General features: G+C 58.1%; 22 protein-coding genes and 4 pseudogenes. 15 read left to right on the forward strand and 11 right to left on the reverse strand.

Annotated features, from left to right (window positions below):
* Positions 1 to 231 (forward strand): annotated as a pseudogene (locus AB4M76_RS03045) (16S rRNA pseudouridine(516) synthase); the annotation flags it as partial.
* A 91-nt stretch (positions 232 to 322) separates the two neighbouring features.
* Positions 323 to 763 (forward strand): HIT family protein, encoded by a 441-nt coding sequence (locus AB4M76_RS03050; RefSeq protein ID WP_368440333.1) that lies wholly within the window; start codon positions 323 to 325, stop codon positions 761 to 763.
* A gap of 29 nt (positions 764 to 792) precedes the next feature.
* On the opposite strand, the gene AB4M76_RS03055 is transcribed toward AB4M76_RS03050, so the two are convergent.
* Both AB4M76_RS03055 and AB4M76_RS03060 read right to left on the reverse strand, forming a co-directional pair.
* On the reverse strand, positions 793 to 1,749 hold the full coding sequence (locus tag AB4M76_RS03055; protein ID WP_368440334.1) for a DUF5996 family protein: 957 nt from the start codon (positions 1,747 to 1,749) through the stop codon (positions 793 to 795).
* A complete protein-coding gene (locus AB4M76_RS03060) occupies positions 1,746 to 2,369 on the reverse strand; it encodes a glutathione S-transferase family protein (RefSeq protein ID WP_368440335.1) in 624 nt (207 codons plus the stop codon). The genes AB4M76_RS03055 and AB4M76_RS03060 overlap by 4 nt, the downstream gene beginning before the upstream one ends.
* 46 nt (positions 2,370 to 2,415) lie before the next feature.
* On the opposite strand from AB4M76_RS03060, the pseudogene AB4M76_RS03065 reads away from it, so the two are divergent.
* The 4 genes and pseudogenes from AB4M76_RS03065 to AB4M76_RS03080 all read left to right on the forward strand — a co-directional run.
* A pseudogene (locus AB4M76_RS03065) lies at positions 2,416 to 2,774 on the forward strand (IS5/IS1182 family transposase); the annotation flags it as partial.
* A 307-nt stretch (positions 2,775 to 3,081) separates the two neighbouring features.
* Positions 3,082 to 4,632 carry a glycosyltransferase gene (locus AB4M76_RS03070; RefSeq protein WP_368440336.1) on the forward strand — a complete coding sequence of 517 codons (1,551 nt, stop codon included), beginning with the start codon at positions 3,082 to 3,084 and terminating at the stop codon, positions 4,630 to 4,632.
* A gap of 4 nt (positions 4,633 to 4,636) precedes the next feature.
* The gene (locus tag AB4M76_RS03075) at positions 4,637 to 5,539 is read left to right on the forward strand and encodes a glycosyltransferase family 2 protein (protein WP_368440337.1); all 903 of its coding nucleotides are present in this window, start codon (positions 4,637 to 4,639) and stop codon (positions 5,537 to 5,539) included.
* 137 nt (positions 5,540 to 5,676) lie between these two features.
* Positions 5,677 to 6,783 carry a hypothetical protein gene (locus AB4M76_RS03080; RefSeq protein ID WP_368440339.1) on the forward strand — a complete coding sequence of 369 codons (1,107 nt, stop codon included), beginning with the start codon at positions 5,677 to 5,679 and terminating at the stop codon, positions 6,781 to 6,783.
* Between the two features lie 263 nt (positions 6,784 to 7,046).
* Here the strand turns inward: AB4M76_RS03080 and AB4M76_RS03085 are convergent, their stop codons facing one another.
* Positions 7,047 to 7,625 carry a hypothetical protein gene (locus AB4M76_RS03085; protein ID WP_368440340.1) on the reverse strand — a complete coding sequence of 193 codons (579 nt, stop codon included), beginning with the start codon at positions 7,623 to 7,625 and terminating at the stop codon, positions 7,047 to 7,049.
* A gap of 231 nt (positions 7,626 to 7,856) precedes the next feature.
* Positions 7,857 to 8,534: pseudogene (locus AB4M76_RS03090) on the reverse strand (IS5 family transposase).
* Positions 8,535 to 8,919: 385 nt separating this feature from the next.
* Between AB4M76_RS03090 and AB4M76_RS03095 the strand changes: the two are divergent.
* From AB4M76_RS03095 to istB, 5 genes and pseudogenes are all read left to right on the forward strand, one after another.
* Positions 8,920 to 9,394, forward strand: a pseudogene (locus AB4M76_RS03095) (IS3 family transposase); the annotation flags it as partial.
* Between the two features lie 624 nt (positions 9,395 to 10,018).
* Positions 10,019 to 10,393, forward strand: a complete 375-nt coding sequence (gene tnpB, locus AB4M76_RS03100; protein ID WP_368440341.1) for an IS66 family insertion sequence element accessory protein TnpB — start codon at positions 10,019 to 10,021, stop codon at positions 10,391 to 10,393.
* 1 nt (position 10,394) lies between these two features.
* Positions 10,395 to 11,276, forward strand: a complete 882-nt coding sequence (locus AB4M76_RS03105; protein WP_368440342.1) for an AAA family ATPase — start codon at positions 10,395 to 10,397, stop codon at positions 11,274 to 11,276.
* Positions 11,277 to 11,653: 377 nt separating this feature from the next.
* Positions 11,654 to 13,222 carry an IS21 family transposase gene (gene istA, locus AB4M76_RS03110; protein WP_368440053.1) on the forward strand — a complete coding sequence of 523 codons (1,569 nt, stop codon included), beginning with the start codon at positions 11,654 to 11,656 and terminating at the stop codon, positions 13,220 to 13,222.
* Positions 13,152 to 13,880: an IS21-like element ISPkr1 family helper ATPase IstB gene (gene istB, locus AB4M76_RS03115; RefSeq protein ID WP_317388941.1), complete on the forward strand. Its 729-nt coding sequence runs from the start codon at positions 13,152 to 13,154 to the stop codon at positions 13,878 to 13,880. Before istA ends, istB begins: the two co-directional genes overlap by 71 nt.
* A 143-nt stretch (positions 13,881 to 14,023) precedes the next feature.
* Here istB and AB4M76_RS03120 read toward each other — a convergent pair whose 3' ends face one another.
* Complete coding sequence (locus tag AB4M76_RS03120; RefSeq protein ID WP_368440343.1) at positions 14,024 to 14,176, reverse strand: hypothetical protein; 153 nt, start codon at positions 14,174 to 14,176, stop codon at positions 14,024 to 14,026.
* Between the two features lie 51 nt (positions 14,177 to 14,227).
* On the opposite strand from AB4M76_RS03120, the gene AB4M76_RS03125 reads away from it, so the two are divergent.
* Complete coding sequence (locus tag AB4M76_RS03125) at positions 14,228 to 14,761, forward strand: CHAT domain-containing protein (RefSeq protein ID WP_368440344.1); 534 nt, start codon at positions 14,228 to 14,230, stop codon at positions 14,759 to 14,761.
* 568 nt (positions 14,762 to 15,329) lie between these two features.
* A complete protein-coding gene (locus AB4M76_RS03130) occupies positions 15,330 to 15,521 on the forward strand; it encodes a hypothetical protein (RefSeq protein WP_368440345.1) in 192 nt (63 codons plus the stop codon).
* Between the two features lie 503 nt (positions 15,522 to 16,024).
* Here the strand turns inward: AB4M76_RS03130 and AB4M76_RS03135 are convergent.
* The 6 genes from AB4M76_RS03135 to AB4M76_RS03160 form a co-directional block, all read right to left on the reverse strand.
* Complete coding sequence (locus tag AB4M76_RS03135) at positions 16,025 to 17,284, reverse strand: TRAP transporter large permease (RefSeq protein WP_368440346.1); 1,260 nt, start codon at positions 17,282 to 17,284, stop codon at positions 16,025 to 16,027.
* Entirely contained in the window at positions 17,281 to 17,820 is a 540-nt protein-coding gene (locus AB4M76_RS03140) for a TRAP transporter small permease (protein WP_368440347.1), read from the reverse strand. Before AB4M76_RS03140 ends, AB4M76_RS03135 begins: the two co-directional genes overlap by 4 nt.
* Positions 17,821 to 17,882: 62 nt before the next feature.
* A complete protein-coding gene (locus AB4M76_RS03145) occupies positions 17,883 to 18,869 on the reverse strand; it encodes a TRAP transporter substrate-binding protein (RefSeq protein WP_368440348.1) in 987 nt (328 codons plus the stop codon).
* Positions 18,870 to 18,897: 28 nt separating this feature from the next.
* Positions 18,898 to 19,461, reverse strand: a complete 564-nt coding sequence (locus tag AB4M76_RS03150; RefSeq protein WP_368440349.1) for a 3-hydroxyanthranilate 3,4-dioxygenase — start codon at positions 19,459 to 19,461, stop codon at positions 18,898 to 18,900.
* Positions 19,462 to 19,591: 130 nt separating this feature from the next.
* Positions 19,592 to 20,476, reverse strand: coding sequence for an EamA family transporter (locus AB4M76_RS03155; protein ID WP_368440350.1), 885 nt, complete (start codon positions 20,474 to 20,476; stop codon positions 19,592 to 19,594).
* 10 nt (positions 20,477 to 20,486) lie between these two features.
* Positions 20,487 to 21,440 carry a dihydrodipicolinate synthase family protein gene (locus AB4M76_RS03160; protein ID WP_368440351.1) on the reverse strand — a complete coding sequence of 318 codons (954 nt, stop codon included), beginning with the start codon at positions 21,438 to 21,440 and terminating at the stop codon, positions 20,487 to 20,489.
* A 158-nt stretch (positions 21,441 to 21,598) separates the two neighbouring features.
* Here AB4M76_RS03160 and AB4M76_RS03165 point away from each other — a divergent pair, with 158 nt between their 5' ends.
* The gene (locus tag AB4M76_RS03165) at positions 21,599 to 22,381 is read left to right on the forward strand and encodes an aspartate dehydrogenase (protein ID WP_368440352.1); all 783 of its coding nucleotides are present in this window, start codon (positions 21,599 to 21,601) and stop codon (positions 22,379 to 22,381) included.
* A gap of 9 nt (positions 22,382 to 22,390) precedes the next feature.
* Complete coding sequence (locus tag AB4M76_RS03170) at positions 22,391 to 23,335, forward strand: LysR substrate-binding domain-containing protein (RefSeq protein ID WP_368440353.1); 945 nt, start codon at positions 22,391 to 22,393, stop codon at positions 23,333 to 23,335.
* Positions 23,336 to 23,404 lie beyond the last annotated feature (69 nt).

A 23,404-nucleotide genomic window follows, 5' to 3' on the forward strand; every position in this document is an offset into this window, starting at 1 on the left:
AAAAAACCGCTGCAGCCCGCCAAGCTTAGCATTCTGTCCCCCACAGAAGCGCGGCTGAGCATCACCGAAGGCCGCTACCATCAGGTGCGGCGCATGTTCGCGGCGGTGGGCAACCATGTGGTGGCTTTGCAGCGCGAGGCATTGGGCCAGCTGACGTTGCCGGAGGATCTGGGGGAGGGGGCCTGGGTGCTTTTGACAGAGGCCGATATTGTTTCAGTCTTTGCCAGATAAACGCGGCGAGCACGCCCGCGCTGCGACAAAACGCTTTCCGGCGGGCGGTGAACTCGCGTTATAAGGCGGGTCAAGATTGAGGGGAGAGGCAATGGACGATAGCTGTATATTCTGCCGGATAGCGCGGTCAGACCTGTCGGCCTTTAAGCTGTTCGAGGACGATCTGGTGCTGGCCTTTCTGGACCTCCACCCGATCCGGGAGGGCCATGCCCTGATCATCCCCAAGCAGCACTACCCCTGGTTTGAAGAGATGCCGGAACCTGTCGCGGCCCGGATCATGACGGTCGGGCAACGGCTGGCGCGGGCGATGAAACGCGAATGGAAGGCGGAACGCGTGGCGTTCTTCTTTACCGGCATCCATGTCGCGCATAGCCATGCCCATGTGGTGCCGATGGCGCACCGGCATGATGTGACCTCGGTGCGTTATCTGGAGGAGGGGATCGAGAGATTCTCCCTCCCGCCGCAGCCCGAGGACGCAGTGCTGGCGCGAACGGCAGAGCGCATAAGAGGGCGACTGGCACAGGTTGATTGACCGGGCAGGGCAAACCTGCCCGGGCCTGATCACCCCCGATCCAATGGGCGCGGCACCCGCGGTTCGCCCAGGCTGCATTCCAAAGCCTCCCGGTCCCAACCGCCTGTCTCCGCCGCCGCTTCATAGGTCGAGTGAAGAAAGGCCATCAATGTGCCGCGCGGGTCCGCGCTGCGTTGGACGGCACTGTAAGGCAGGAGGAACTCGCCAAGGTCCCTGTCGAAATAGGCGCCTTCGGGCTGCACCGGATGGTCGGCAAAACCCGTGGGCGTCGGGTAGGCATAGGCGTAGAACATCGGCTCTTCGACGCCATTGCCGCCCGGCCAGAAGCCGGCGGAGGAGACCTCGTGACTATAGGCTTCCTGCGCGACGGCGTCGGGCAGGTTCGGGATGCCGGCGGGATGCAGCGGGGCGCGGCGGCCCGAGAAACGGGTCACCGCCAGATCGAGCGCGCCCCAGAACAGATGCACGGGCGAGACCTTGCCCAGAAAACCGGTGCGGAAATGTTCGAACACCGGCAGGATATGCAAAAGCGCGCGGTGATAGCGACCCACCGCTTCGGCATCATAGGGGCGTTCGGCGGTGTCTTCGGCAAAGGGGGTGGCATCGGGCAGCTCATTGGGCGCGCCGTGGATGTCGAAGGTGCCTCCGAGGGCACGGATGGCCTGTGCCAACTGATCGTGGAAGGTCGCGATGGACATGGCTTTGAGCGCGAAACGCTCCCGCGCCCCATTGGCGGCCTCGGCCAGCAGTTGATGATCCACCAGATCGAGCGTCAGGGTCAGGCAGCCACCACCCTCATGCACCGGCCCGGTCGTCAGCCCGCGTGGCGTGACATAGAGCGTCGCGTGCCAGGAGTGGTTGACCCAAGGGGTATGGGCCAAGCGGTATTTGCCAAGGATCTGCGTCCAGAGATGCAGCGCTGTGCAGGTCCCGGCCCAATCGCCATAGCCGAGCTCCGGCCAAGCGGTTTGTGCAAGATCGCTCATCCGATCGGCTCCATATCCTGACGTTTCAACGCCAGCTGCACGCCGGCGTCCGCCTCCATCCGCGCCATATGCTGTTTCAGCGCCGGGTAGTCGTCGTAGGACAGCGGGGTCTTCTCGATCCAGCGCGTCAGCACATAGAGGAACGTATCCGCGAAACTGCGCTTGCCGAGGTACCAATCGCCATTCGCACTCAGGATCCCATCCATGCGCTTGTAATGCATGTCGAGCTTTTCATAGGTCTTGCGTTTCACTTCTTCGATCGCCGCGTCGCTCTCGGCAAAGTTCTGCGGGCCGAAATGGCCGCCATAGGCCGCGTGAACCTCGGAGGTCATATAGGAAAGCGCCTCGGCTTCCTTGCGGCCCAGAACCGTGTCGCGGGCATAGCCCTCGCCGCCATGCGCCGCCCCCAGCCAGCTCAGGATCGCCGCGGCTTCGGTCAGCACATCGCCGTCTTCAAAGCGCAGGGCCGGAACCTTGCCCTTGTCGTTGATCGCGAGATAGGCGTCCTTCTTGTGATCGCCGTAGGCCATCCTGTGGACCTTAACAGGCGCGTCGAGCCAGGCCACCGCGATATTGGGGGCGAGCGAGCAGGTTCCGGGCATGGTGTAGAGGGTCGGCATGGTCTCTGTCCTTCCGGTGAGATCACTTGGGTTTGCTGGGTTTAGGATGGTCGGCCGGGCTGCCGAACACGGGGAGGGCGAGATCGTGATGATCGACGCGACCTACTTGAAGACACACCGCACAGCGACTCGCCTGACCGCGAAAAAGGGTGTGCGGCCGCCTGATCGGTCGAACCATGGGTGGCATGAACACCAATCTGCACACGGGCATTGCTTCGTGGCCTGCCACACGTCAAATAGCTGCTAGTGGATCGCAGTTGTGACGCTGACTGGTTCCGAGAAACGTTTCAAGGCGAAGGGATACGCGGCTGCATCCCCGGTCGGAAGCAGCGTAAAATCCCGGTCAAGTATGACAAGCGCCGGTACAAGCGGCGAAACCGGATCAAGATTATGTTCGGCAGGCTCACTGCGGCACATCTACAAATTGTGGCGCGACGTACGAAGGTTTAAGTGCATAGGGCTCTTTATGATTGGGGATAGAGCTTGTTCAAAAAAGAAGCTACGACAAGCCAATCAGTTCGTCAGGATCATCACTCCATCTAAGAAGCTCTGCCAAGTTAAGATAGGTCAGCAGCTTGTTGGCAGGAAGTCTGAAGTGTAGACGGCAGCGGAAACTAGGATATTTATGCACATGTCGCGAGAGTCTATACAGGCTATGCCGAAGTCTGCCGCAGCGAAGACTAGCCACGATCTTGAAAATGAAATCAAACAGATGCGCGCTATCTATGAGTATATCTTCCTAACTCAGAATCTGCGTTATATTATCCATGAAGGTGAAAATGCTATCTGGTCTTATCCAGAGATAATTGAAGATGTCTATTTCCCAAGTCCGCGGGACATGGGCGCGCAGTTCTTGGGAACGGTCGAGCGGCCCGGGCTGCGGGATGATTCGCCCGAAGTAACGATAAAGATATCGATCCCACGTCGGGCTCTTCCTTCTGAAAAAAAGCAGACTGACGCGCCATGGCGGCCTCAAATAGGCCTAGGGCGCGTGTTCGCAGCAAACCCGATGGTGTATGAGTATATCCGTTACAAAGCGGAAATGCGCCGAAAGCACAGATCGGAAAATCATCAGACAGTGTCTCTGCCCTTTAGTGAGGGCACCAAGCTGCTACCAAAACCAAAGCGTCCGAACATAGGTAAGCGCCCAGCCATCTTAATCGGCATGCACTGGCTAGAAACGGGTGGTGCCGAGAAGCTAGGCTTCGATACAATCCGTTGGGCCTTGGAAACTGGTCTGCGAGTCTTCGTCGTAGTCTCTACGCCATCCATTCAACGATTGGCTCACAAGTTACCTGAACACCCAGATGTAACCTTCCTACGGCTGGACCGTTGGCTGCAGCAACACCTTTGGCCGCGCTTTATCGAAAAGCTGGTGCTGCGAGAAAACATCACGCTAGTTCATAACCACCATTGCATCCCGCTATATGAAACGCTGCCTTTGTTGCGGTCACGGATGCCGTGGGTGAAGACTCTCGATAGCACGCATATTGTGGAGCATTCAGACGGTGGTTACCCTCGAGTATCGGGGGTGTGGTCTAACTATCTTGACATGCACCATGTAATCAGCGGAGAACTGGTGACCTATCTTCAGCGTCAATTCAATGTGTCCCGCGGCAAAGTGGTTCTGGGACGAATGTTGGATCGGGCTGAAGGCGATAGCTCCCCGCCGGAGCTGCGATTCGAAACGGGCCAGCAAAACCTGCACGTCGCTTTCATTGGTCGTATGTACTACCAAAAGCGCCCAGTTGTCGTAGTCGAGACTCTGCGTGCTTTGAATGAATGGGCTGAGAATAATAACGTAGAGTTCAGCGCAACGATGGTCGGCGAAGGCCCTTTCGAGAGCGTCGTCTCCCGCTTATTGCAACGCTATGGTCTGGGTGGGAAGGTTGCCCAAAAGCCAAGCAATGTAGATATTCCGTCGCTACTGAAACGAACCGATATCCTCATCCTCCCTTCGAACAATGAGGGATTGGCATTAGTCTGTTATGAGGCTGTCGCAAATGGCTGCATTCCGATTTCCACTCGTGTAGGTTCGCAGGACGAATTGCTGCCGGAAGAGCTACTCACCCCGCTATCTCCTTACAAAGCAGTACGCGAGTCCGTCTCTGCGGTGGACCGCATGTGGAGTGACAACAGCTTCCTGCAGCGTCAGAAAGACGTCTTAGCAAGAAAATGGCGATCGCTATCTGCCGACCCAACTGCTGAAGAGGTACTGAAACCTATATATCGAGCGGCTTTCGAAGACGGTCAGGAGAACTAAATAAATGAGTGTATTAAACAAGACCGCAGCGGTGATCGTCACTTACAACCGCTCTGGAAAGTTAATGAAGGTACTCGATGCGCTGAACACTCAGACGATGAGGCCCGATATTGTACTGGTCGTGGATAATGCCTCAACCGATGAGACTCCCGATCTAGTCGAGGCCCGCGCGAAATTAGACCCTTCGATCCGGCATTTGCGGCTCCCAGAGAACGTCGGCGGCGCAGGCGGTTTTCATGCCGGAATCAAAGCAGCTTATCAAATGGGCGCGCAGTACTTTTGGATTTCGGATGACGATGCCTATCCAGAGCCCGATGCAATCGAACGGCTGCATGATGCGCTAATCGGATTTCAATCTGAAAACGGATGGCGACCTAGCTTTGCTTGTTCACGCGTAGAATGGGTCGACGGGTCGCTATGCGAGATGAATTGCCCACGCACGGTTTGGGATTGGGCGCGCTTCGTGAAGCCAACGCGGCCTTGGGCTCTCGTAGACAGCTGCTCCTTTGTATCAGTGATGATACCACGTTGGGCAGTAGCCGAACACGGCCTGCCCATCGCCGATTATTTCATATGGTTTGACGATGCTGAATACACACGCCGTATCGCACGTAGTTACCCAGGTATCTACGTTCCGGAGAGCCGGGTGATCCATGATACACCAGATAATCGTGGCGTGAACTTCGGCTTAATCGATGAGAAGAGCTTATGGAAATTTAAGTACGGTGCACGGAACGAAACATCGTACAGGTGGCGCGAAGGTGGTCTGGTCAATGTACTGGCTTACATCTACGGTGTGCGAGGCCAGATGCGGGCCAATGGCGTGCCCCACCGCCTCCGCCGTGAGATTTATAGTGCTATCATTAGGGGGCTCAGTTTCCGCCCGAAGATCGAGCCGGCGGGTTAGTGCGGGCGGAACGTAGATGCAGAAGTTATATATCTATGTCAGTACGCCCAAGATTATGCCTACTTGAAGTCTAGGTGGCATGTTGTTGCCATAAGATCCATGGTGTTGGCGGGCCTACAGTAAACTCAAGGTGCAATATGAAGCTTGTAATTTTTATCGGCCATTTCAAGACAGGCTCTTCATCGCTCCAGCGGTTTTTCTGCAGAAACTATGTTTCTCTGCTTAATGCGGGAATTTTGTATCCATCGGTCGAATCCCAGGGGATGTCGAGGAATATGGCGGCTTTGCGTCAAGGCCATGATTTCGGAAACATGGAAGTAGGCCTTAATATTTCCGAACCACATAATGCCCTCGCCCTTCGCCTCAAGAACGAGGAGGACGGGCATGACGTGCCCGGCTACTATCCAAACCTACCCTCCGGCTTTCAGATGTTTGAAAACTTACAAGCACAGATTGCAGCACTTTCTCCCAATGTTGTGATCCTTTGTTCGGAAGTATTCGCACTCTTCGGACTAACTGCTGAGCTCAAGAGCATAAAGCGCATAGCCAATCGGTTCTCGCAGCACGACGTTACTATCTACTGCAACCTGCGGCGTCCTGACCACCACATTTCATCGTGGCACCGTCAGAGGCTGAAATTCGGTGAGAAGCTGGCACCCTTGCGGCAAGATGCGTTCCGCCACTATCTAGCGACGGCTCACTTTAAACAGGATGAGATGATCCAGGGGTGGAAAGATCACTTCCCGAATGGAAAACTTGTTGTGCGGAACTTCGCGGATGTGAAGTCGGCTGGCGGGTCAGTGGCGGATTTCATGACCCACTGTGGCGCAGAATTTCCAGAAGGGTTGGAAAATCCGGGAGATTTCAACCTCTCTGTACCTTCGGCATTCGCAGAAATTGGCCGCTTGGCCTTGCACGAGTTAGGTCAAGAAAGGGGCTGCGCCCTTGTTTCGTGGCTCATAGCAGCAAGCAGCTATGTTGATCATGTAAAAGAATCTGATGTTGAAATGTTCGGGTCGATCAACCGCGAGCTTATAGCCAATAACTTCTCACAAACGCATGAAAAAATTAGCGAAATAGCCGGCGTTGATCAGTTCTACTCAGATATTGAGAGCTTTGCCCAACAACGTTCCGTTTCAGATGTAGATGCCGCTCGTGCGGCGCTACCTGGATTGCGTGCCCATGCAAAGAATTCTCAGCTTGCCGAGGATTTAATTTCTTGGCTAGAGGATCTGGATTTCTAGATGGGGCAAAGTCGTGCCGCAGCTTATGGCGGTTTCGCGTGACTTTTTCGGCCCACATGTAGTGCAGCAGTGAACAGGTTGAGATCGAAATGCCCTGTCTCGATTGAGTCGATGATAGTTCCGATCGCCTTGACCTTAACCAGATACTCTCCGAGGTGGTGGCCTGCAGATGGCACGTTCACGAATGTCACGTTGGGGGCTACAAGGCGGTTGCATTGTAGCCTATCCATAGGATCGCTGTGATCCAGATACACAAGTACTTTCTAGGCATTGCGGTAGTTCCCAACTGCGTCGCCAAAAAGTCCATCGAACGACCAGTTGCGTGACCTTGGAAATCGGTCGTCTTCCGGAATAATATCGCGGCGAAGGGTTGATTGAGGTGCTATTGCATGCACTTCATCGGCTCCGATGAGGTCGGCGAAAGTTAATGCACCAAACCCGCCCATTGAATACCCATAGGTTACAACACGACGGAATTTACGAAAATGCGACCGAATTTCTTTAAAAATAGACGCGAGGTCTGGACGAGTGTACCAGTCAACGCGCTTTGGCTTAATGCATAGGGATGAGATCTTTCGTTTTCGAAGCGGGATGGAAGCCCAACCCGCGCGAAATTTGTCGGGCCTTGGATCGGAACCTCCGGCGGACTCAAATGTGACTACGAGCAAGTCAAAATTGAAGATGTAGCCCTCGAGGAAATAGTTCTCAGTCTCTATGACGTAATTTTGGCAGATCTCCGCAGCTTCAGCTGGCAAATTCAACGGCTGGATGCCGCTTGGGTCATCATTCTCATTCTGCAAGCGCCTAAGATAGGGAAGAAATGGCAGAGAAAGTTTCAACATTTGTTTAACCTTCAGGTAACAAAATCTGGCAACTATATCTTGCACGCAAAATGACAGAACGATCGTAGAGTGGGCCCATCGCAAGGAATATGCGCGGGGTCGCCTCGGACGTAAATAGAACGTAACCTAATGAGGCCATTGACCAGTTTGTAGAGCTTTGTAAGCAGTTGGTATACCTTTGTCGAGTTGTTTTGCAGCCAGACGAGGGACTAGCCTCATTGAGGTTCAAGGCTAATGGATGACGATGGCCGCGAGAGCGATGGCGGACAGGAAGACCTTTGGGCACCTGTCATGGCGGGTCGCCACACGCTGCCATTCCTCGAGCCCACCGAACATGATCTCGATACGGTTGCGGCGTTTGTAGCGCCGCTTGTCGTACTTTACGGTTTTCTTGCGTTGTTCTAGCCTGGGGATAGCAGCGCCTATCCTTTTGTCTTGCAACGCTACTCTGAACCAATCGTCATGATAGCCGCGATCGCCGAGCGACCAATCGACGTTCGGCGGGCTGCTGAGCAAGGCTCGTGCCCCAATGTAATCGCTTACCGGTCAGGCGGTCACGAACAAATCACGCGGGCGACTTTGGCTATCGCAGACGGCATGCAGCTTGGTGTTCATACCGCCCTTTGTTCGCCCGATCAGACGTCCACGCCTCCCTTTTTCAGGCTTTGGCCGGTCGCCGTTCGATGGGCTTTGAAATACGTTGTGTCGATTATCACGATCTTCTCTTCGCCGTGCCCGACGGCCAGACCGGCCACTAGCTGAGCAAAAATGCCTCTATCGCTCCAGCGCAAGTGCGTCGCACCAGCGCAAACCATTACGATTGATGAAGATAATCCCACTCAACACACGCCGATCACCAACCCAGAGCTTATCATGAGATCTGGGAAAATAAGGCTTAAGACGCGCCATCTGCGCCTTGGACAACCAAAAAGATCAGACATATCATTGCTCGTTTTTCGAACTGAGAATCACGCGGCGCACTGTAATCTAATGGGATCTGCCTCTAGCTTCCGTCGTCTGGCGCGCCGAACTGGGGTCGATTTATGCGCAATCATGCCATAGTATGCGCTTAAATAAGGCAGTTGATTGTTGGCGAACTGGCTCCGCTTATTCTCATTTCCTTTCAAGAAGATAGAGAATTCTTCGTAACCGAACTTAGCACGTGCCCGCCGAAGAACTCACGCTGAAGTGCAGTTCCAGATATGACACATTATTCTAATCGGTTCTGAATTTCCACCAGTTTTGTTTCAAAGGTCGCAGCTGGCGTGTCAAAGCCGAAGCATTTCAGCGGAGGGTGGAGCGACCGAACCAGGTCTGGTGCTCGGACATCACCTAGCTTCCGATGCGGCGCGGGATCCTGTATCTGGTTGCCATCATGAGCTGCCATACCCGGAAGGTCTTAGCTTGGCGCATCTCGAATACGCTGGGGGCCTAATCCAGCATCGGAGCATTGAACGAGACCATTCACAAGTTCGGCCCGCCCGAGATAATGAATACGGATCAGGGACCGCAGTTCACCTCCCTTCGTCTGGACGGACCGTCTGCGCTGGACCGGCGTGCGCATCTCGATGGACAGAAAGGGGCGGCTCCTCGATAACATCTTCATCGAGCGGCTGTGGCGGACCCTGAAATACGAGTGCGTTTACCTGCATTCCTGGGAGACTGGATCAGAAGCGAAGGCGGGCATCCGGAAATGGATGACTTTTTACAATCCCCAACGCCCACATACCGCCCTTGGTGGTAGACGGCCAGCAGTGGTCTATTGGTAGAGAAATGAAACAATCAACCCCGATCAGCAGATGCAAAAAGTAGCTTAGATTGCGCCAAACCCTGTCTAACGAATGGGGAGTAGCTCACCGGGAACTTGAGCTCAACTGCGCCGCTAGACGCTGGAGGTAGAAATCTTGAAGGAAGGTAAGCGTTGCATCTGACCCCCTGATTGCCCACTAAACTTTACTACTTCCCGGCAGATAGTCTGAATCCGAACGACAATCGGAGGCGACAATGGCGGAACGTGAAGTCTGGGGGTTTAAGGTCGGAACTTCCCCTTCTGGAAAAAGGATTTGGCCGAATGCTCTCAAACGAGAGGCAACTAGGCGACTTCGAGAAGACGGCCTGTCGCCCGGCGATGTGGCGGCCGAATTGGGAGCCCATGAATGCCTAGTGAGGAAATGGTGGGTTGCTGATAGACGCGAGCGCGGAGAGCACATCTCTGTAGAGGGCCCAGCCTTCGCGCAGGTGTCAGTCCCGGCACCAGGTGTTCCCGTGGCACCCACTTCTAACACCACCGAAGGCTCCGCTCATCTGTACATGGGTTCGATCTGCCTCCAGTTTCCCTTGTCTATCGATGAAGCAGACCTTTTAAAGCTGATCCGTGTTGCGGGGCAGTGTCAGTGATCGCGCCGTCCAGCAGCTATCGAATCTATCTGGCCACCCACCCTGTGGACTTTCGAAAGGGGATGGATGGGTTGGCCAATTACGTCATTACCAATTTCGATCTCGACCCCTTCTCCGGTGCTTTCTTTGTCTTCCGCTCTAAGGGTCGAGACAAGATCAAGGTTCTGATGTGGGACGGCACTGGCTTGATCATGATCTACAAGCGCATCGAAGGCGCAGGCTTCGTCTGGCCCAAACTTTCTAGCGGAACGATGACCCTGACAAAGGCACAGTTTGAAGCTCTCTTTAAAGGGATCGATTGGCGTCGCGTCGTTCCGGCCGCCTATCACCGCCCCTCCATTTTCAACGGAACAAGCACGGAGGTCGGGTGAGATGGCGACGATCCCTTTCATTCAATGCAAGATTTTCCCCGTTGAGCAAACCGCAGACCATCTTGAGAAGCGCTTCATGGAACACCTACGGCTATTGCGATGTAGCCTGGTTGGTCAGTCGGCCCATGAAGTCGAACTACTTGGAGGTGACAATCAAGAATCGCATGAGAAGAGGATAACCTATCTTGATAGGAGCAGGATCCAGAAGCGCGTCCAGAAGCTCATCACACGCTGCCAGGAAGCGTCTGGGTTCGGCCATTTGAAGAAAGATGAACGGGAGCGGTTGACCGCCTTGGCAGGCGGGGTTCGCCTTGCGGCGGTGAAGACCGAACACCAAGCAGACGAAATCGCGGCGGCACTTCACGATGAAATGCCCTGGATGGGACCCGCGACCGAACAGGTCTGGAGGGCCATGCGCAGGTCGCTGAGAGAAGGCTCCATAGGTCTTCGCCTGCCGCCCATCCTACTCGATGGCCCTCCCGGGATCGGCAAGAGCTTTTGGGCGCGGCGCCTTGGTCGCTTCTTGACCGTCCCCACGACCGTCATCGAGGCAACCAATGGAAATGCCTCATTCGGTATCGTCGGGTCTCAACGTGGATGGGGAAGCGCCGGCCCTGGGCGTCTCATTTCCACGATCCTTTTTGAACATGTCGCCAATCCGGTCATGGTCGTTGATGAGGTCGAAAAGTCGGGGACTGCAACGTCCATGTCAGGCAGAGCGTTCGGACTGTCGGAGGCGCTGCTACCCCTGCTAGAGCCCTTGACCGCAAGAAGTTGGAGTTGCCCATTCTATCAGGTCAAGTTCGTCATGAGCTGGGTGATCTGGGTCCTGACATCCAACAACTACCTCGCGTTGCCCGAGCCGCTCTTGCATTCCATTTGAACGAACAGAGGCCGAGCCGGACAATGTTCAAGCAAAGATGCTCGAACTTGGGGCGTCAAAAATTGTCGACCTCACGAAGCGTCAGGACCTCATCCTTGCAGGCAGCAGTTATGCTTCCGTTCTGGCACCGGAAGGCCTCGCAAGGGACCTGTTGCGAAGTTATTATGAGGGCCTTGCGGACGTCACGCTCGACTGGGCAGCCACGTAAGAGGAGCAGCGCGTGCGAGTGCTACTCGCCGAGCACTTCGGTCGATACGCTGAGCGGTGTGAACAAGCATGCAATTTTGACCCCGTAGAGGGGTGATCGGCGTCCAAAAATGACCCCCTTACACTGATGTGGATAATGCCCCCGAGGCTATCGGGGAGCACAGTGTGGGATGTTGGTTGTGGAGACGATTGCGAAGATCCGGCGGGCGTATTTTCAGGACAAGAAGCCGATTAAGCAGATTTGCCGGGAGTTACGGGTATCGCGGAACACGGTGCGCAAGGTAATCCGATCCGGTGTGACGGAGCTCACCTACGAGCGGACGGTCCAGCCGCAGCCGAAGATTGGGCCCTGGAAAGACAAGCTCGACGAGATGCTGTCAGTGAACGCGCGCAAGCCCAAGCGTGAGAGGCTGACCCGGATTAGGGTCTTCGAAGAACTCAGAGCCCTCGGATATGACGGCGGCTACGATGCTGTCCGGCGCTACGCGGCCTCATGGTCCAAGGAGGAACAGGGGGCATCAGCCGCTGCCTATGTGCCGCTGACCTTCGATCCCGGTGAGGCCTATCAGTTTGATTGGAGCCATGAGATCGTGGTGATCGATGGCGCGACGACGACAGTGAAGGTGGCGCACGTCCGCCTTTGCCATAGCCGAATGCTGTTCGTACGAGCCTACCCGCGCGAGTCACAGGAGATGGTCTTTGACGCCCACGACAAAGCTTTTGCCTTCTTCGGCGGAGCCTGTGCTCGGGGGATTTACGACAACATGAAGACGGCGGTGGATACGATCTTTGTCGGTCGCGACCGCGCCTATAATCGCCGGTTCCAGCAGATGTGCGGACATTACTTGGTCGATCCGGTCGCCTGCACCCCCGCCTCGGGCTGGGAGAAGGGACAGGTCGAGAACCAGGTCGGCGTTGTCCGGCGGCGGTTCTTCGTGCCGCGACCGAAGTTTAAAAGCTATGCCGAACTGAACGCTTGGCTTGAAGACCGGTGCGTTGCCTGGGCTCAGTCCAACCCGCACCCCGAGCTCCGGGATCGGACAACTTGGGAGGTGTTCAAGCAAGAACGAGCCAGCTTGGTGCCGTATGTCGGCCCCTTCAATGGCTTCCACGCGCTGCCTGCCTCGGTGTCCAAAACCTGCCTCGTTCGGTTCGATAAGAACCGCTACTCGGTGGATGGTCGAGCCGTCGGACGCCCAGTTGAGATCCGTGCTTATGCCGAGCGAGTCGAGTTCTGGCAGGACGGTAAGATTGTGGGGCAGCACGACCGAGCCTTCGGCCGCGATAAGTCGATTTACAACCCGCTGCACTACATCCCTGTTCTGGCTCGCAAACCGGGCGCGCTCAGGAATGGTGCGCCCTTCAAGGACTGGGAGCTGCCGCCAGCAATCAGGCGTGTGCAGCGCAAGCTTGGTAAGGTGCCGAACGGCGACCGCCAGATGGTTCAGATCCTGAGCATGATCCCAACCGACGGGCTGGATGCCGTGGATGCCGCTTGTGCCGAAGCCCTGAATGAAGGGGCTCACGCCGCCTCCGTCATCATTAACATCTTGGCCCGGCATCGTGAGCCGCCGCCGCCGTTGACCATCGATACGCCGGACGCGTTGCGGCTGACTTGCCAGCCCGTGGCCGATTGCCAACGTTACGACAGCCTCAGGAGACCCAACCATGGAAAGATCACAAGTGCTGGATGCGATGAGCCAGCTGAAGCTCTACGGCATGAAGGCCGCCTACGATGAGATCATCACGACAGCAGTGAAGCGTCAGCACGAACCGCAACAGATCGTCGGCGACCTCCTGCACGCCGAGATCAGCGAAAAGCAGGCGCGTTCGATCAGATACCAGATGAGGATTGCCAAACTACCACTGGCCAAGGAGGTCGATGAGTTCAGCTTCGAGAACACGCCGGTCAACGAGACGCTGGTGCGCGATCTGGCCTCCGGAGAGTTCCTTGAACATCAACGCAACGTCGTGCTGATCGGCGGCACCGGGACCGGCAAATCCCATCTTGCCGTGAGCATCGCCAGGGCCTGCATCCGCCGTGGTAAACGCGGCCGCTTCTTCAACATCGTCGACCTTGTGAACAAACTCGACGCAGAAGCCCGGGCTGATCGCCAGGGGCGCACTGCGGATCTCTTGTGCCGCCTCGACTTCCTGATCCTCGACGAGCTCGGCTATCTCCCCTTCGCCCAGACTGGCGGTCAGCTGCTGTTCCACCTCGTCAGTCGCCTCTACGAGCGCACGTCCATCATCGTAACGACCAACCTCGACTTCGGTGAGTGGCCATCAGTCTTCGGAGACGCCAAGATGACGACAGCACTGCTCGATCGCCTTACACACCACTGCGACATCGTCGAAACCGGCAACGAGAGCTGGCGCTTCAAGACCCGCGAATGACCTAAACCCCGCTGGCCCGATACGGCTGCGCTGTATAAAGGCTACACCGCATCGGGCCAGCTACCCGAGCGCTCCGATGGGGGGTCATTTTTGGATGCCGATAGGGGGTCAAGATTGCCTGCCGATTGACAGAGCGGTTACCGTCATACGAAGAAATAGCCATTAACCTCGCCAACGAAGGCGGTGATTTGCGTCGACATGTGCTTCGAGGCGCTGATGGTCGACCTCTGCAGCGGAAGCTTGAGGGGCAAGAACCAGTCGTCGCGGACCTTTTCGGCGACGATGTCAAAGGACATGGAGGTTTGATCAACATGATCAAAGAATAAGCTAAGACCAGGGTATTGATCATGGCCGCTACCCCCGACGACGCCGGTCGCATTCGTCCAGACAAAGAGGTCGCGGAGCTACGCGAGCGCATGGCTGCGATGCCTTCACAGAGGCGCCCCCTCGCGTTCGACAGCATCTACGCCGCCCGGATCGACCAGATTCAGCAAGAGCTCGTACGTCAACGACCAACGATCCTTCATTTCAGCGGTCACGGCGCGCCGGGGATGCTGGCTTTCGAAACGGATGACGGCAAGACAGCACCTCTCGAAGCTGATCTACTGGCTCGTGTCTTGAAAGGGTACCGCGAGCTCGAGTGCCTCATTCTCCATGCATGTTTTGCCGAGGAAGTCGCCACGGAATGCCTCCCCCATGTGAAATGCGTTGTAGGATCCACGGACGCCGTTGACGACTTCACGGCTCCTAGCTTTAGCTACCTCTTCTACCAGAGCCTTGCCGCGGGCATGGACTACGAGCAAGCGTTCCAGATGGGAACGACTGAAGTAGCCTTTAAAAGCCGCACTGCCGCCGATGCTTATAAACTCCTGATGAGATAGGGTACCCGCCCGGTCGATTGACTCGTACATCTAATGTAAACGCAGGACGAATGCCTCGTTTAGCTAGGTGGACCTAATCGCGGCTGCACGACGGTCGAATGTCTGATATGGGCCGAGCGGCCCCGTGCGCGCTATTGCATATTGGCGCTACGCGCCAATATGCCGGGTAACGTTTACCTGAGATAGCTGTCACAGACGGGGTCAGATGCAACGCTTACGAAGGAAGCGGTCGACAAGCTCCACAAAAAAAAGCCGACCTTGCTTGCGCGGTCGTTCAAACCGGGCGGTTCCCAATAAGGGCGGTGGCACAGACGTTGGGTGTATCCGGCTTGAACCTCGACGAACGACAGCGCCAAAGCACTGAGCAGCGTCGGAGCTACTATAGAGCGCAGGACGGTGAGCGGTGCTGGCCCAAGGCCAAAAAACACCGTGAACGTCGCGCCCCCCGATGAACGTCTGGTGGCGGAGCGCCCGACCTATGGCTACAACCGGATCAACTCGGTGCTGGACCGGGAACTCAAGACAGAAGGCCTTGCCCCTGTAAACCACAAACGGACTCTATCGGATCATGAAAACCGACAGCTTACTATTGGAGCGAACTGACTTCGACCAACCAGAGCTCACCCGTGTCCACAAGGTGATCATGATGCGGTCGAATCTGCGCTGGTGCACTGAGGGGCTGAAGTTTACCAGCTGGAATGACGACGTTATCCACGCTGCATACTTGCTTGATGCGCATGATCGCGAGGTCACCGGCTGACGGGCCGTCGTCCATGCTGGGATCAGTGGCTCAGATGTGCGTGACACGCTTCTGGAGGCCGTCGAGAAACGCTTCGGCTGCCATTACACGCCCGAGGTTGTCACGGTCTTATCCGACAATGTCATTTGTTATACGGCAAAGGAAACTCGCATCTTTGCTCGCCAGCTTGGACCGCAATCATGCTTCATTCCAGTCGCCGGCCCGCAATCTTCAGAATCTGATAGGAGGCTGGATTGAAAGCTAAAACGACAACCACTTAGACAGCGGTCGGAATGGCGTTCGCCGCGAGTTCATCTGAGCCAAGACTGAAACTGCCTGGGTGTCCGGCGAAATGGGGGGCGGTCCACACTTCACCTGTGGATTCTCCGCATCGTCGTCATCACCCAAACGCATCTGGACCAGTTCAATGCGACCTCAAAGGAGATCGGTCAGTCGTTCGCTCCAAGCATTGATAAGAGGCTGTCTTTATCTGAACAGCCCAACCACATATCCCGCCCCGAGCCCTATATCAGCGCCGTCGAAAGCCATTCAAACCGGCTGAGCAGAACCAGGATCACCGCCACCGCCAGCAGGAACGGCCAGAGCGACCGCAGGATTTCGCCGGGGCGCGCGCCGCTCATCGAGGCTGCGATATAAAGGCCCACACCGACGGGCGGTGTCAAAAGCCCCAGAACGAGATTGAGGCACATCACCACGCCAAAATGGAAGGGGTCGATGCTATAATCGTTCATCGCGATCGGCAAGAGGATCGGGGTAATCAAGATCACCGCCGCGATCCCGTCGATCAACATGCCGACCAGCAGCAGGATCACATTGACGATGAGCAGGAACATGAAAGGGTCGCTGGTAATCGAGGTGATCAGCGCGGCGAGCTTCTGCGGCAGCGCTTCGTAGATGATCACCCAGCCAAAGACATTCGCCGCGGCGATCATGAAAATCACCATCGAGGCATTGATCGCGGTGCGCCTGAACAGGCCGAAGAGACGCCGGGGTTTCAACTCGCCGTAAACCAGCCACCCCACGAGGAAAGCGATCAGCGAGGCAATCGCCGCCGATTCCGTGGGGGTCGCGATGCCAAAAAGGATGCCGCCGATAATGGCCGCGGGGATCAGCATTGCCGGCAGACAAGACAGCAGCGCCGCCCCCGCCTGCGGCCCGGTGAACCACGCGCCCTTCGGAAAGCCTTCGATCACGCCGATGACAAAGACCACACCGGCAAAAGCGGCAAAGAGCATCAGGCCCGGCAGGATGCCCGCCAGAAACATGTCGCCGATGGGGACCTGCGCCAGAACGCCGTAGATCACGAACATCATCGACGGGGGGATTACCGGGGCCAAAAGCCCCCCCGCCGCCGTGGTCGCCGCGGCAAAGCCGCGCGAATAGCCTTCGCCCTCCATCTCGGGTGTCATGGCCCGCGCCATCACCGCGATCTGCGCCGTGGCAGAGCCGATGATCGCGGCCATGAACATATTCGCCAGCAGATTGATATAGGCCAACCCGCCCCGGAACCCGCCAACAAAGACCCGCGCGGCATTGATCAACCGGCGCGTCATCCCGCCTTCGTTCATCATCTCGCCGGTGAGCATGAAGAGCGGGATCGCCAGCAGCCCGTAATTCTCCAGCCCCGCGAACATCTTCTGCGCGAAGCTGTCGTAGAGCACCGTGTTGCCGCTCTCCCAGATGTACCAGATCGCGGTGAGCGCCAGCACGAGGGCAACCGGCACGGCGATCAGGAGTTTGAAGGCGAAGATGAGCGGGGTCATGGGGCGCTGGCCTCGACCTTGTCGCCGGGGGTCAGCACATGGGCCAGACCGTGCAGCGTGGCCCCAAGGGCAAAGGCCCACATCACCAGCCAGACCCAGACCTTCTTGATCCCGAGCGTGGTGGTCGGCTCGGCATAGATGAAATTGAATGTCGCCGCCTGAAACGCCTTGGTGTCGAACCCTTGCCGGGCCAGTTCCAGAGGCGAAAACCAGCGCCAGCAGAACCAGACCATCAGCAGGGCAAAGCCAAGCACGATCAGATCCACCAGCTTGGCCAGGATCCTGTGCAGGGGCTGGGGCAGGTTCTCGGTCAGGATCGTCACGGCGACGGCATGGCCGTAGTGCAATCCCGCCGAGGCGCCCAGAAAGGTCATCCAGGCCATCGCATAGATCGCCAGTTCATCGACCCAGAACAGCGCCGCGCCAAAGCTGCGTGTCGTCACGTTCAAGAGGATCAGCACCGTAATCGCCGCCGCCAGTGCCGAGGCCAAGGCCAGTTCGCACCGCGCCCAGAATGCCGAAATCCGCCAGATCATGCGCGCCCTTCCAAAGAGAGGCCGGGGCGCGTCGATGGCGGCCCCGGTCCGGGTTGCTAATATTACTCAGCCGTATCGTCCGCGACCTGCCGCAGCGCATCGAGCTTGGACGACTTCTCGGCCCAGATCGCGTTCCATTCCGCCACCGCATCGCCAAAGAACGCCTGATCCACCTCGACATAATTGGTGCCCGCACCGCGCACCTGATCGAGCCAGCCCTGTTCTTTTTCGACGTAGCTGTCGATCGTGCTGTCCACATGTTTGGCCATCAGATCACCGATCAGCTTGCGGTCTTCGTCGGACATCTGCGCCCAGACCCGGCCCGACACAAGGCCGACCATGGGAAACATCATATGGTTGGACTGAACGACTGTATCGGCCTGCTCGAAATACTTCAGAACCCAGATCAGCTCGGCGTCCATGTCGATCGCGTCAACCTGCCCATTGGCCAGCGCGTCATAGACGGCAGGCAAGGGCATCGGGGTCGGTGCCGCGCCAATGGCGTTGTAGAAATCGAGGATCGGATCGAAAGGCGTGATCCGCAGTTTCAGACCGGCCAGATCATCGGCGGAATTGACCTCTCCCCTTGCCACGATCTGCCGCAGGCCCGCCATGCCATAGGCCACACCGACAACACCCACCTCGGCGGGCAGTTGCTCCAGCATGCCCCTCGCCGTGTCACTGCGCAGAATCCGGCCCGCGTGTTCGATGTCCTGCGCCAGAAAGGGCGCATAGAATGCGCCGAAGTCCGGCGCGCGGTTCGACACTTCCGCCACGGTCATAAAGGCCATGTCGAGCGCACCGGTTTGCAATTGCTGCAACATCTCGGCCTCATTGCCCAACTGGCGGGCGGGAAAGACGGTGACACTATGCGCCCCGTCGCTGGCCTCGGCCAATTCGGCCCCGAACGCTTCGGCGGCCTTGGTCCAGATATGCGGCGGCGGGGTGATCAACCCAAGCCGGAACTCCTCGGCCTGAACAGCGCTCGCGGTCAACGCGGCGACAGCGGCAAAGGCCATGCTGCCAAATGCTCTGGTCATCATATTCATCGTATCCTCCCTGATCGACGATGTTGAATTAAAGCTGGACCCAATCCGCCGGCGGTTTGCCTTTCCCGGGATGAACCTCGCCACAGTTGGGACAGGTGCGCGCCTCGGTCGAATTGTGGAATTTGTCGTAGAGCTTCGGCAAGAGCGTCACGATCCCGTCTGGCCCATCAAGCGCCACCTCCTCGCGGTGCACCAGCCCTTCGCAGTTGAAGCAATACCATTCAAACCCTTCGGTCATGCCCGGCTGGCGCGGGGCTTCGACGACGATGCCGATGGAGCCTTCCTGCGGGCGTTGCGGCGCGTGGCGGACATGCGGGGGCAGCATGAAAACCTCGCCCTCGCGCACCGGCACGTCATAGATTTTGCCCCCGTCGGCGATCTTCAGCATCATGTCGCCCTTCTGCTGAAAGAACCATTCCTCCACCGGGTCGTCATGGAAATCGACGCGGGTGTTCGGCCCGCCGACGACCATCACGATCATATCGCCTTCCTTGTGCAGCAACTGGTTGCCGACCGGGGGGCGCAGCTTGTCAGCGTTGTCTTCAACCCATTTCTTGAAGTTGAACGGCTTGAGCGTCGGATGGTTGGTCATGGTGGTTCCCATTGGTTATGGCGCAGGCGTTTGCCGGTCAGCCTAAGCAGGTTGCGCCTATAGAAATACGAATTTCGAGGAATTCTGATATCGGTATTCGTGATAGCTGCACGCGCTCATATATCTTGTTTCATGCCAGCATCAGGGCCGTCCCGCCAAGGGCTGCAGCCCCCGCAGCCATCAGCCGCCATGGGTAGGCCGGCGGCGTGCCGGTCGTCAGGCGCAGGATTACCGCCGCGAAAAACACTTCCAAGGTGCCAAGGGTCGCGACGGTGACGACAGTGGCCGATTTGAGGGCCAGAAACTGAAGGAATTGCCCGGCGCTGAGCGCGAGAGCCGCCAAAAGGTGCCAGCGCCCTCGATCCACCAGCAGCGCCTGTATTGAACGCAGCCGATCCCGCCGCAGGGATGCCGCGCCCAAGATCCAAATGCCGCCGACCAAGGCCCCGATGAACGTGCCCAGAGCCGCATCCGGCAGGCCCGCCAAGGCCGCGCTGCGCAGGGTATAGGCCAAAGCGTAGGCCGCCGCCGAGCCCACGCCAAAAGCCAGCCCGATCTGACTGAACCGCCCCTGCCTAAGCGCGGAGGGCGGCAAGTAGAACAGGACCGCGCCGGTTACGATCACCGCCCCCGCCAGCGTCACCATATCGGGCCATTCCGCCAGCATCAGAAAACCGAAGAGCAGCCCGAAGACCGGGGTCAGGCGCCTCAATAACCCCGCGGTCACCGGGCCGGTCCCTTCGGTCGCGCGGAACATGAACATGCGGCCGAAGACGGAGGCCATGAGCCCCGCCAGCGCGAAGATGATGATGGGGCCAATGGCCTCGGGGTCGCGCAAGGCGCTGGCTGGCACCTGCCCCCAAAACACCCAGATCAAACCCGACAGCACAGCGGTCGCGACAACGGAAAGAAACAGCCCGTTGTCGCCCCGCGCCGTCACCTTGCCCTTGGCGATGGCCACCCCCGCGCCGCCATAGGCCAGCGCGGCCAGAAGCGCGTAAAGCTCCCCGCTCATCGCCGCAGGATCACAGCTTCAGGCCACATCCCTCAAAGGCTTTGCGCGTCGCGGCTTTTTCGGCCTCGCTCAGCTCCAGCATCGGATGCCGCACGCGCCCGCCCACCTGACCCAGCAACTCCTGCCAGTATTTGCCATGGGCCGTGGGCTTGCCGCCGGGCTTGGTGTCATGGATCGCGCGGCGCACGGGGTCGAGACTGTCCCGCACCCGCCGCGCCTCGTCGAACTTCCCCGCGAAAGCCAGTTCGGTATATTCATGCATCCGCAGGTCATTCGCGGTCTGAAGTTGATAGGGCGGCGAGGAACAGAGGTAGAGCTGCCAGCCCAACTCCTCGATATTGTCGAGCCACTCCGCCTCCGCCGAGGTCGACACAAGGATCTTGTCGCCCACCATCTTGGTCAGCCGGGCATACATCTCACGCGGGACGGAATATTTGATCGCCATGATATTGGGCAGGTCCGCGATCCGCGCGCAGGTTTCCGGTTCCATCAGATAGCCGCTGTCCGGGTGGCTCCACATGGCGATGCCAATGTCCAAACGGTCGCAGAGGTATTTATAGTAGTTATAGAGCACCCCATCCCGGTCACTGCAAAAGCTCAGCATCGGCGCATGGACCACCACGTAATCCGCCCCGCAATCCTGCGCGTGGCGGCCCAGGTCCAGCACCGTGTCGACATTCTGATCCGAGATCGACATGATCGTCCCGGCCTTGTCGCCACATTCTTCCACGGCGACGGTCATATTGCGCTTGCGCTCATCGAGCGACATCGACCAGAACTCACCCTGCTTGCCCGCGATGAAGAGACCTTGGATCTTTAGGTCATCGATCCAATGGCGGATATTCTTGCGCAGCCCGGCCTCGTCCAGCGCCAGATCGTCGTCAAACGGGTTCAGCGCCGCCGCCCAGATGCCGCGCATGTTTTCGCGCGCATAGGCTTTGGCGTCATGTTTCGCATATTTCATAAGGGGAACTCCGGCAGGTCATCGCGGTGGATTTACGCCACTAAAGCGCCTGTTCCGCGCAAATGCCAACGCGCAGGGTCTTATGTGGGTATTCAAAAAATCGATAACGGGCTGGCTGGAAATTCATTTATGGCTTAAGCCGAATGAAGGAGCCATCTATGAAAATCGGATTGATCGGAGAAGGGGCCATCGGGCGCTATGTGACGGAAAAGCTGACCGAGATCGGGCTGGCGCCGCAAACGGTGCTGACCCGGGCGGGCCGTTTGCATCAGACCGATGGCGGCACGGCCCTGCGTGTGGATCGCGTCGCAGACCTGCCGTCGGACATCACCCTCATGGTCGATTGCGCCGGTCACGAAGCGCTGACCCAACATGGGGCGGCGATACTGGAACGCGGCATTGATCTGGTCACGATCTCGATCGGCGCCCTTGCAGATCGGCAGTTGGAACAAGGCTTGCAAGCGGCCGCCCGCCGAGGGGCTGCACAGCTGCATCTTGCCACCGGGGCCATCGGCGCCTTGGACTGCCTGCAGGCCGCCCGGGTGGGTGGGCTGTCTCAGGTCACCTATACGGGACGCAAACCGCCAGAGGGGTGGCGCGGCTCCCCGGCGGAGGAGCAGGTCGATCTCGATGCGCTGACCGAGGCCGCCGTCCATTTCAAAGGCAGCGCCCGCGAAGCCGCGACCGCCTATCCCAAGAACGCCAATGTCGCCGCCGCCGTGGCGCTGGCCGGACTGGGCTTCGACAAGACCACGGCCCAGCTTATCGCCGACCCGGAGGTCACCGCAAACATTCACGAAATCCACGCCACCGGCGCTTTCGGCAGCTTTCATTTCCGGATCGAAGGCACCGCCCTGCCCGACAACCCCCGCAGTTCCGCCCTCGCGGCGATGAGCGTCGTCTCTGCCGTTGAACGGCGCCGCGCTGCGATCACCACATAAGGCAACACCATGGTTTCCAACCACTCTCGTATCGTCGACCGCGCCCTGACCCGCCTGAAACTGCGGCAACTGCGGTTGCTGGTGAAAGTGGGCGAACATGGCAATATCCAGCACGCCGCGCGGGATCTGGGCATCTCACAGCCCGCCGCGACCAAGATGATCCAGGACCTTGAGATCGACTTTGAGGTGCAGCTCTTCGAGCGCACCAACCGCGGCGTGGTGCCCACCGTCTTTGGCGAAGCGCTGATCCGCCACGGCAAGCTGATCTTCGCGCAGGTCTCCAACGCGGCGCAAGAGCTTGACGACCTGAACGAAGGCAACAGCGGCCGCGTGGTGATCGGCACCCTGCTCGCCGCCTCGCCCCGCTTGCTGCCCCGGGCGATCAACCGGCTGCTGGCCGACCGTCCCAATGTCGCGATCAAGATCGTCGAAGGCACCAATGAAGCCCTGATGCCCGCGCTGCGATCGGGCGAGATCGACGTGATCGTCGGACGCCTGCCCAGCCACCGGCACCGGGCCAAGATCGAACAGGAAACTTTCTTTGACGAGCGGGTGATGATTGTCGCGGGCAATCAGCACCCTTTGGCGAAAGCCTCCGATGTGTCCTTTGAAGAGCTGAAACCCTTTGGCTGGGTCCTGCCCCCGATCGAGACCACCCTGCGCCGTCAGACCGATCAGTTCTTCATCAAACAGGATCAATATCTGCCCAAGACGATCATTGAATCGGTCTCCTATCTCGCCAACCGTACCTTGCTGCGGTCGCATGACCTGATCGGCCTGCTGCCCGCCCATGTCGCCTCGCTCGACATCGAAGCGGGTCTTCTGACCGCGATCGACTGGGACGTGCCCTTCGGCGGCCGCCCCATCGGCGTGTCTTACCGGGGTGACAACAGCCTGTCTCCCGCGGGCATCGCATTTCTTGACGCGCTCCGCGCCGAGGCCGCGGCGCTCTGACCCGGCAGGGTATCACGGATACGGATATCAGTATCCGATCAATTCAGTTGAGACGATGGCCCCGGCCAT

The sequence above is a fragment of the Sulfitobacter sp. PS-8MA genome (genome assembly GCF_040933935.1).
Classification (GTDB): Bacteria; Pseudomonadota; Alphaproteobacteria; order Rhodobacterales; family Rhodobacteraceae; genus Sulfitobacter.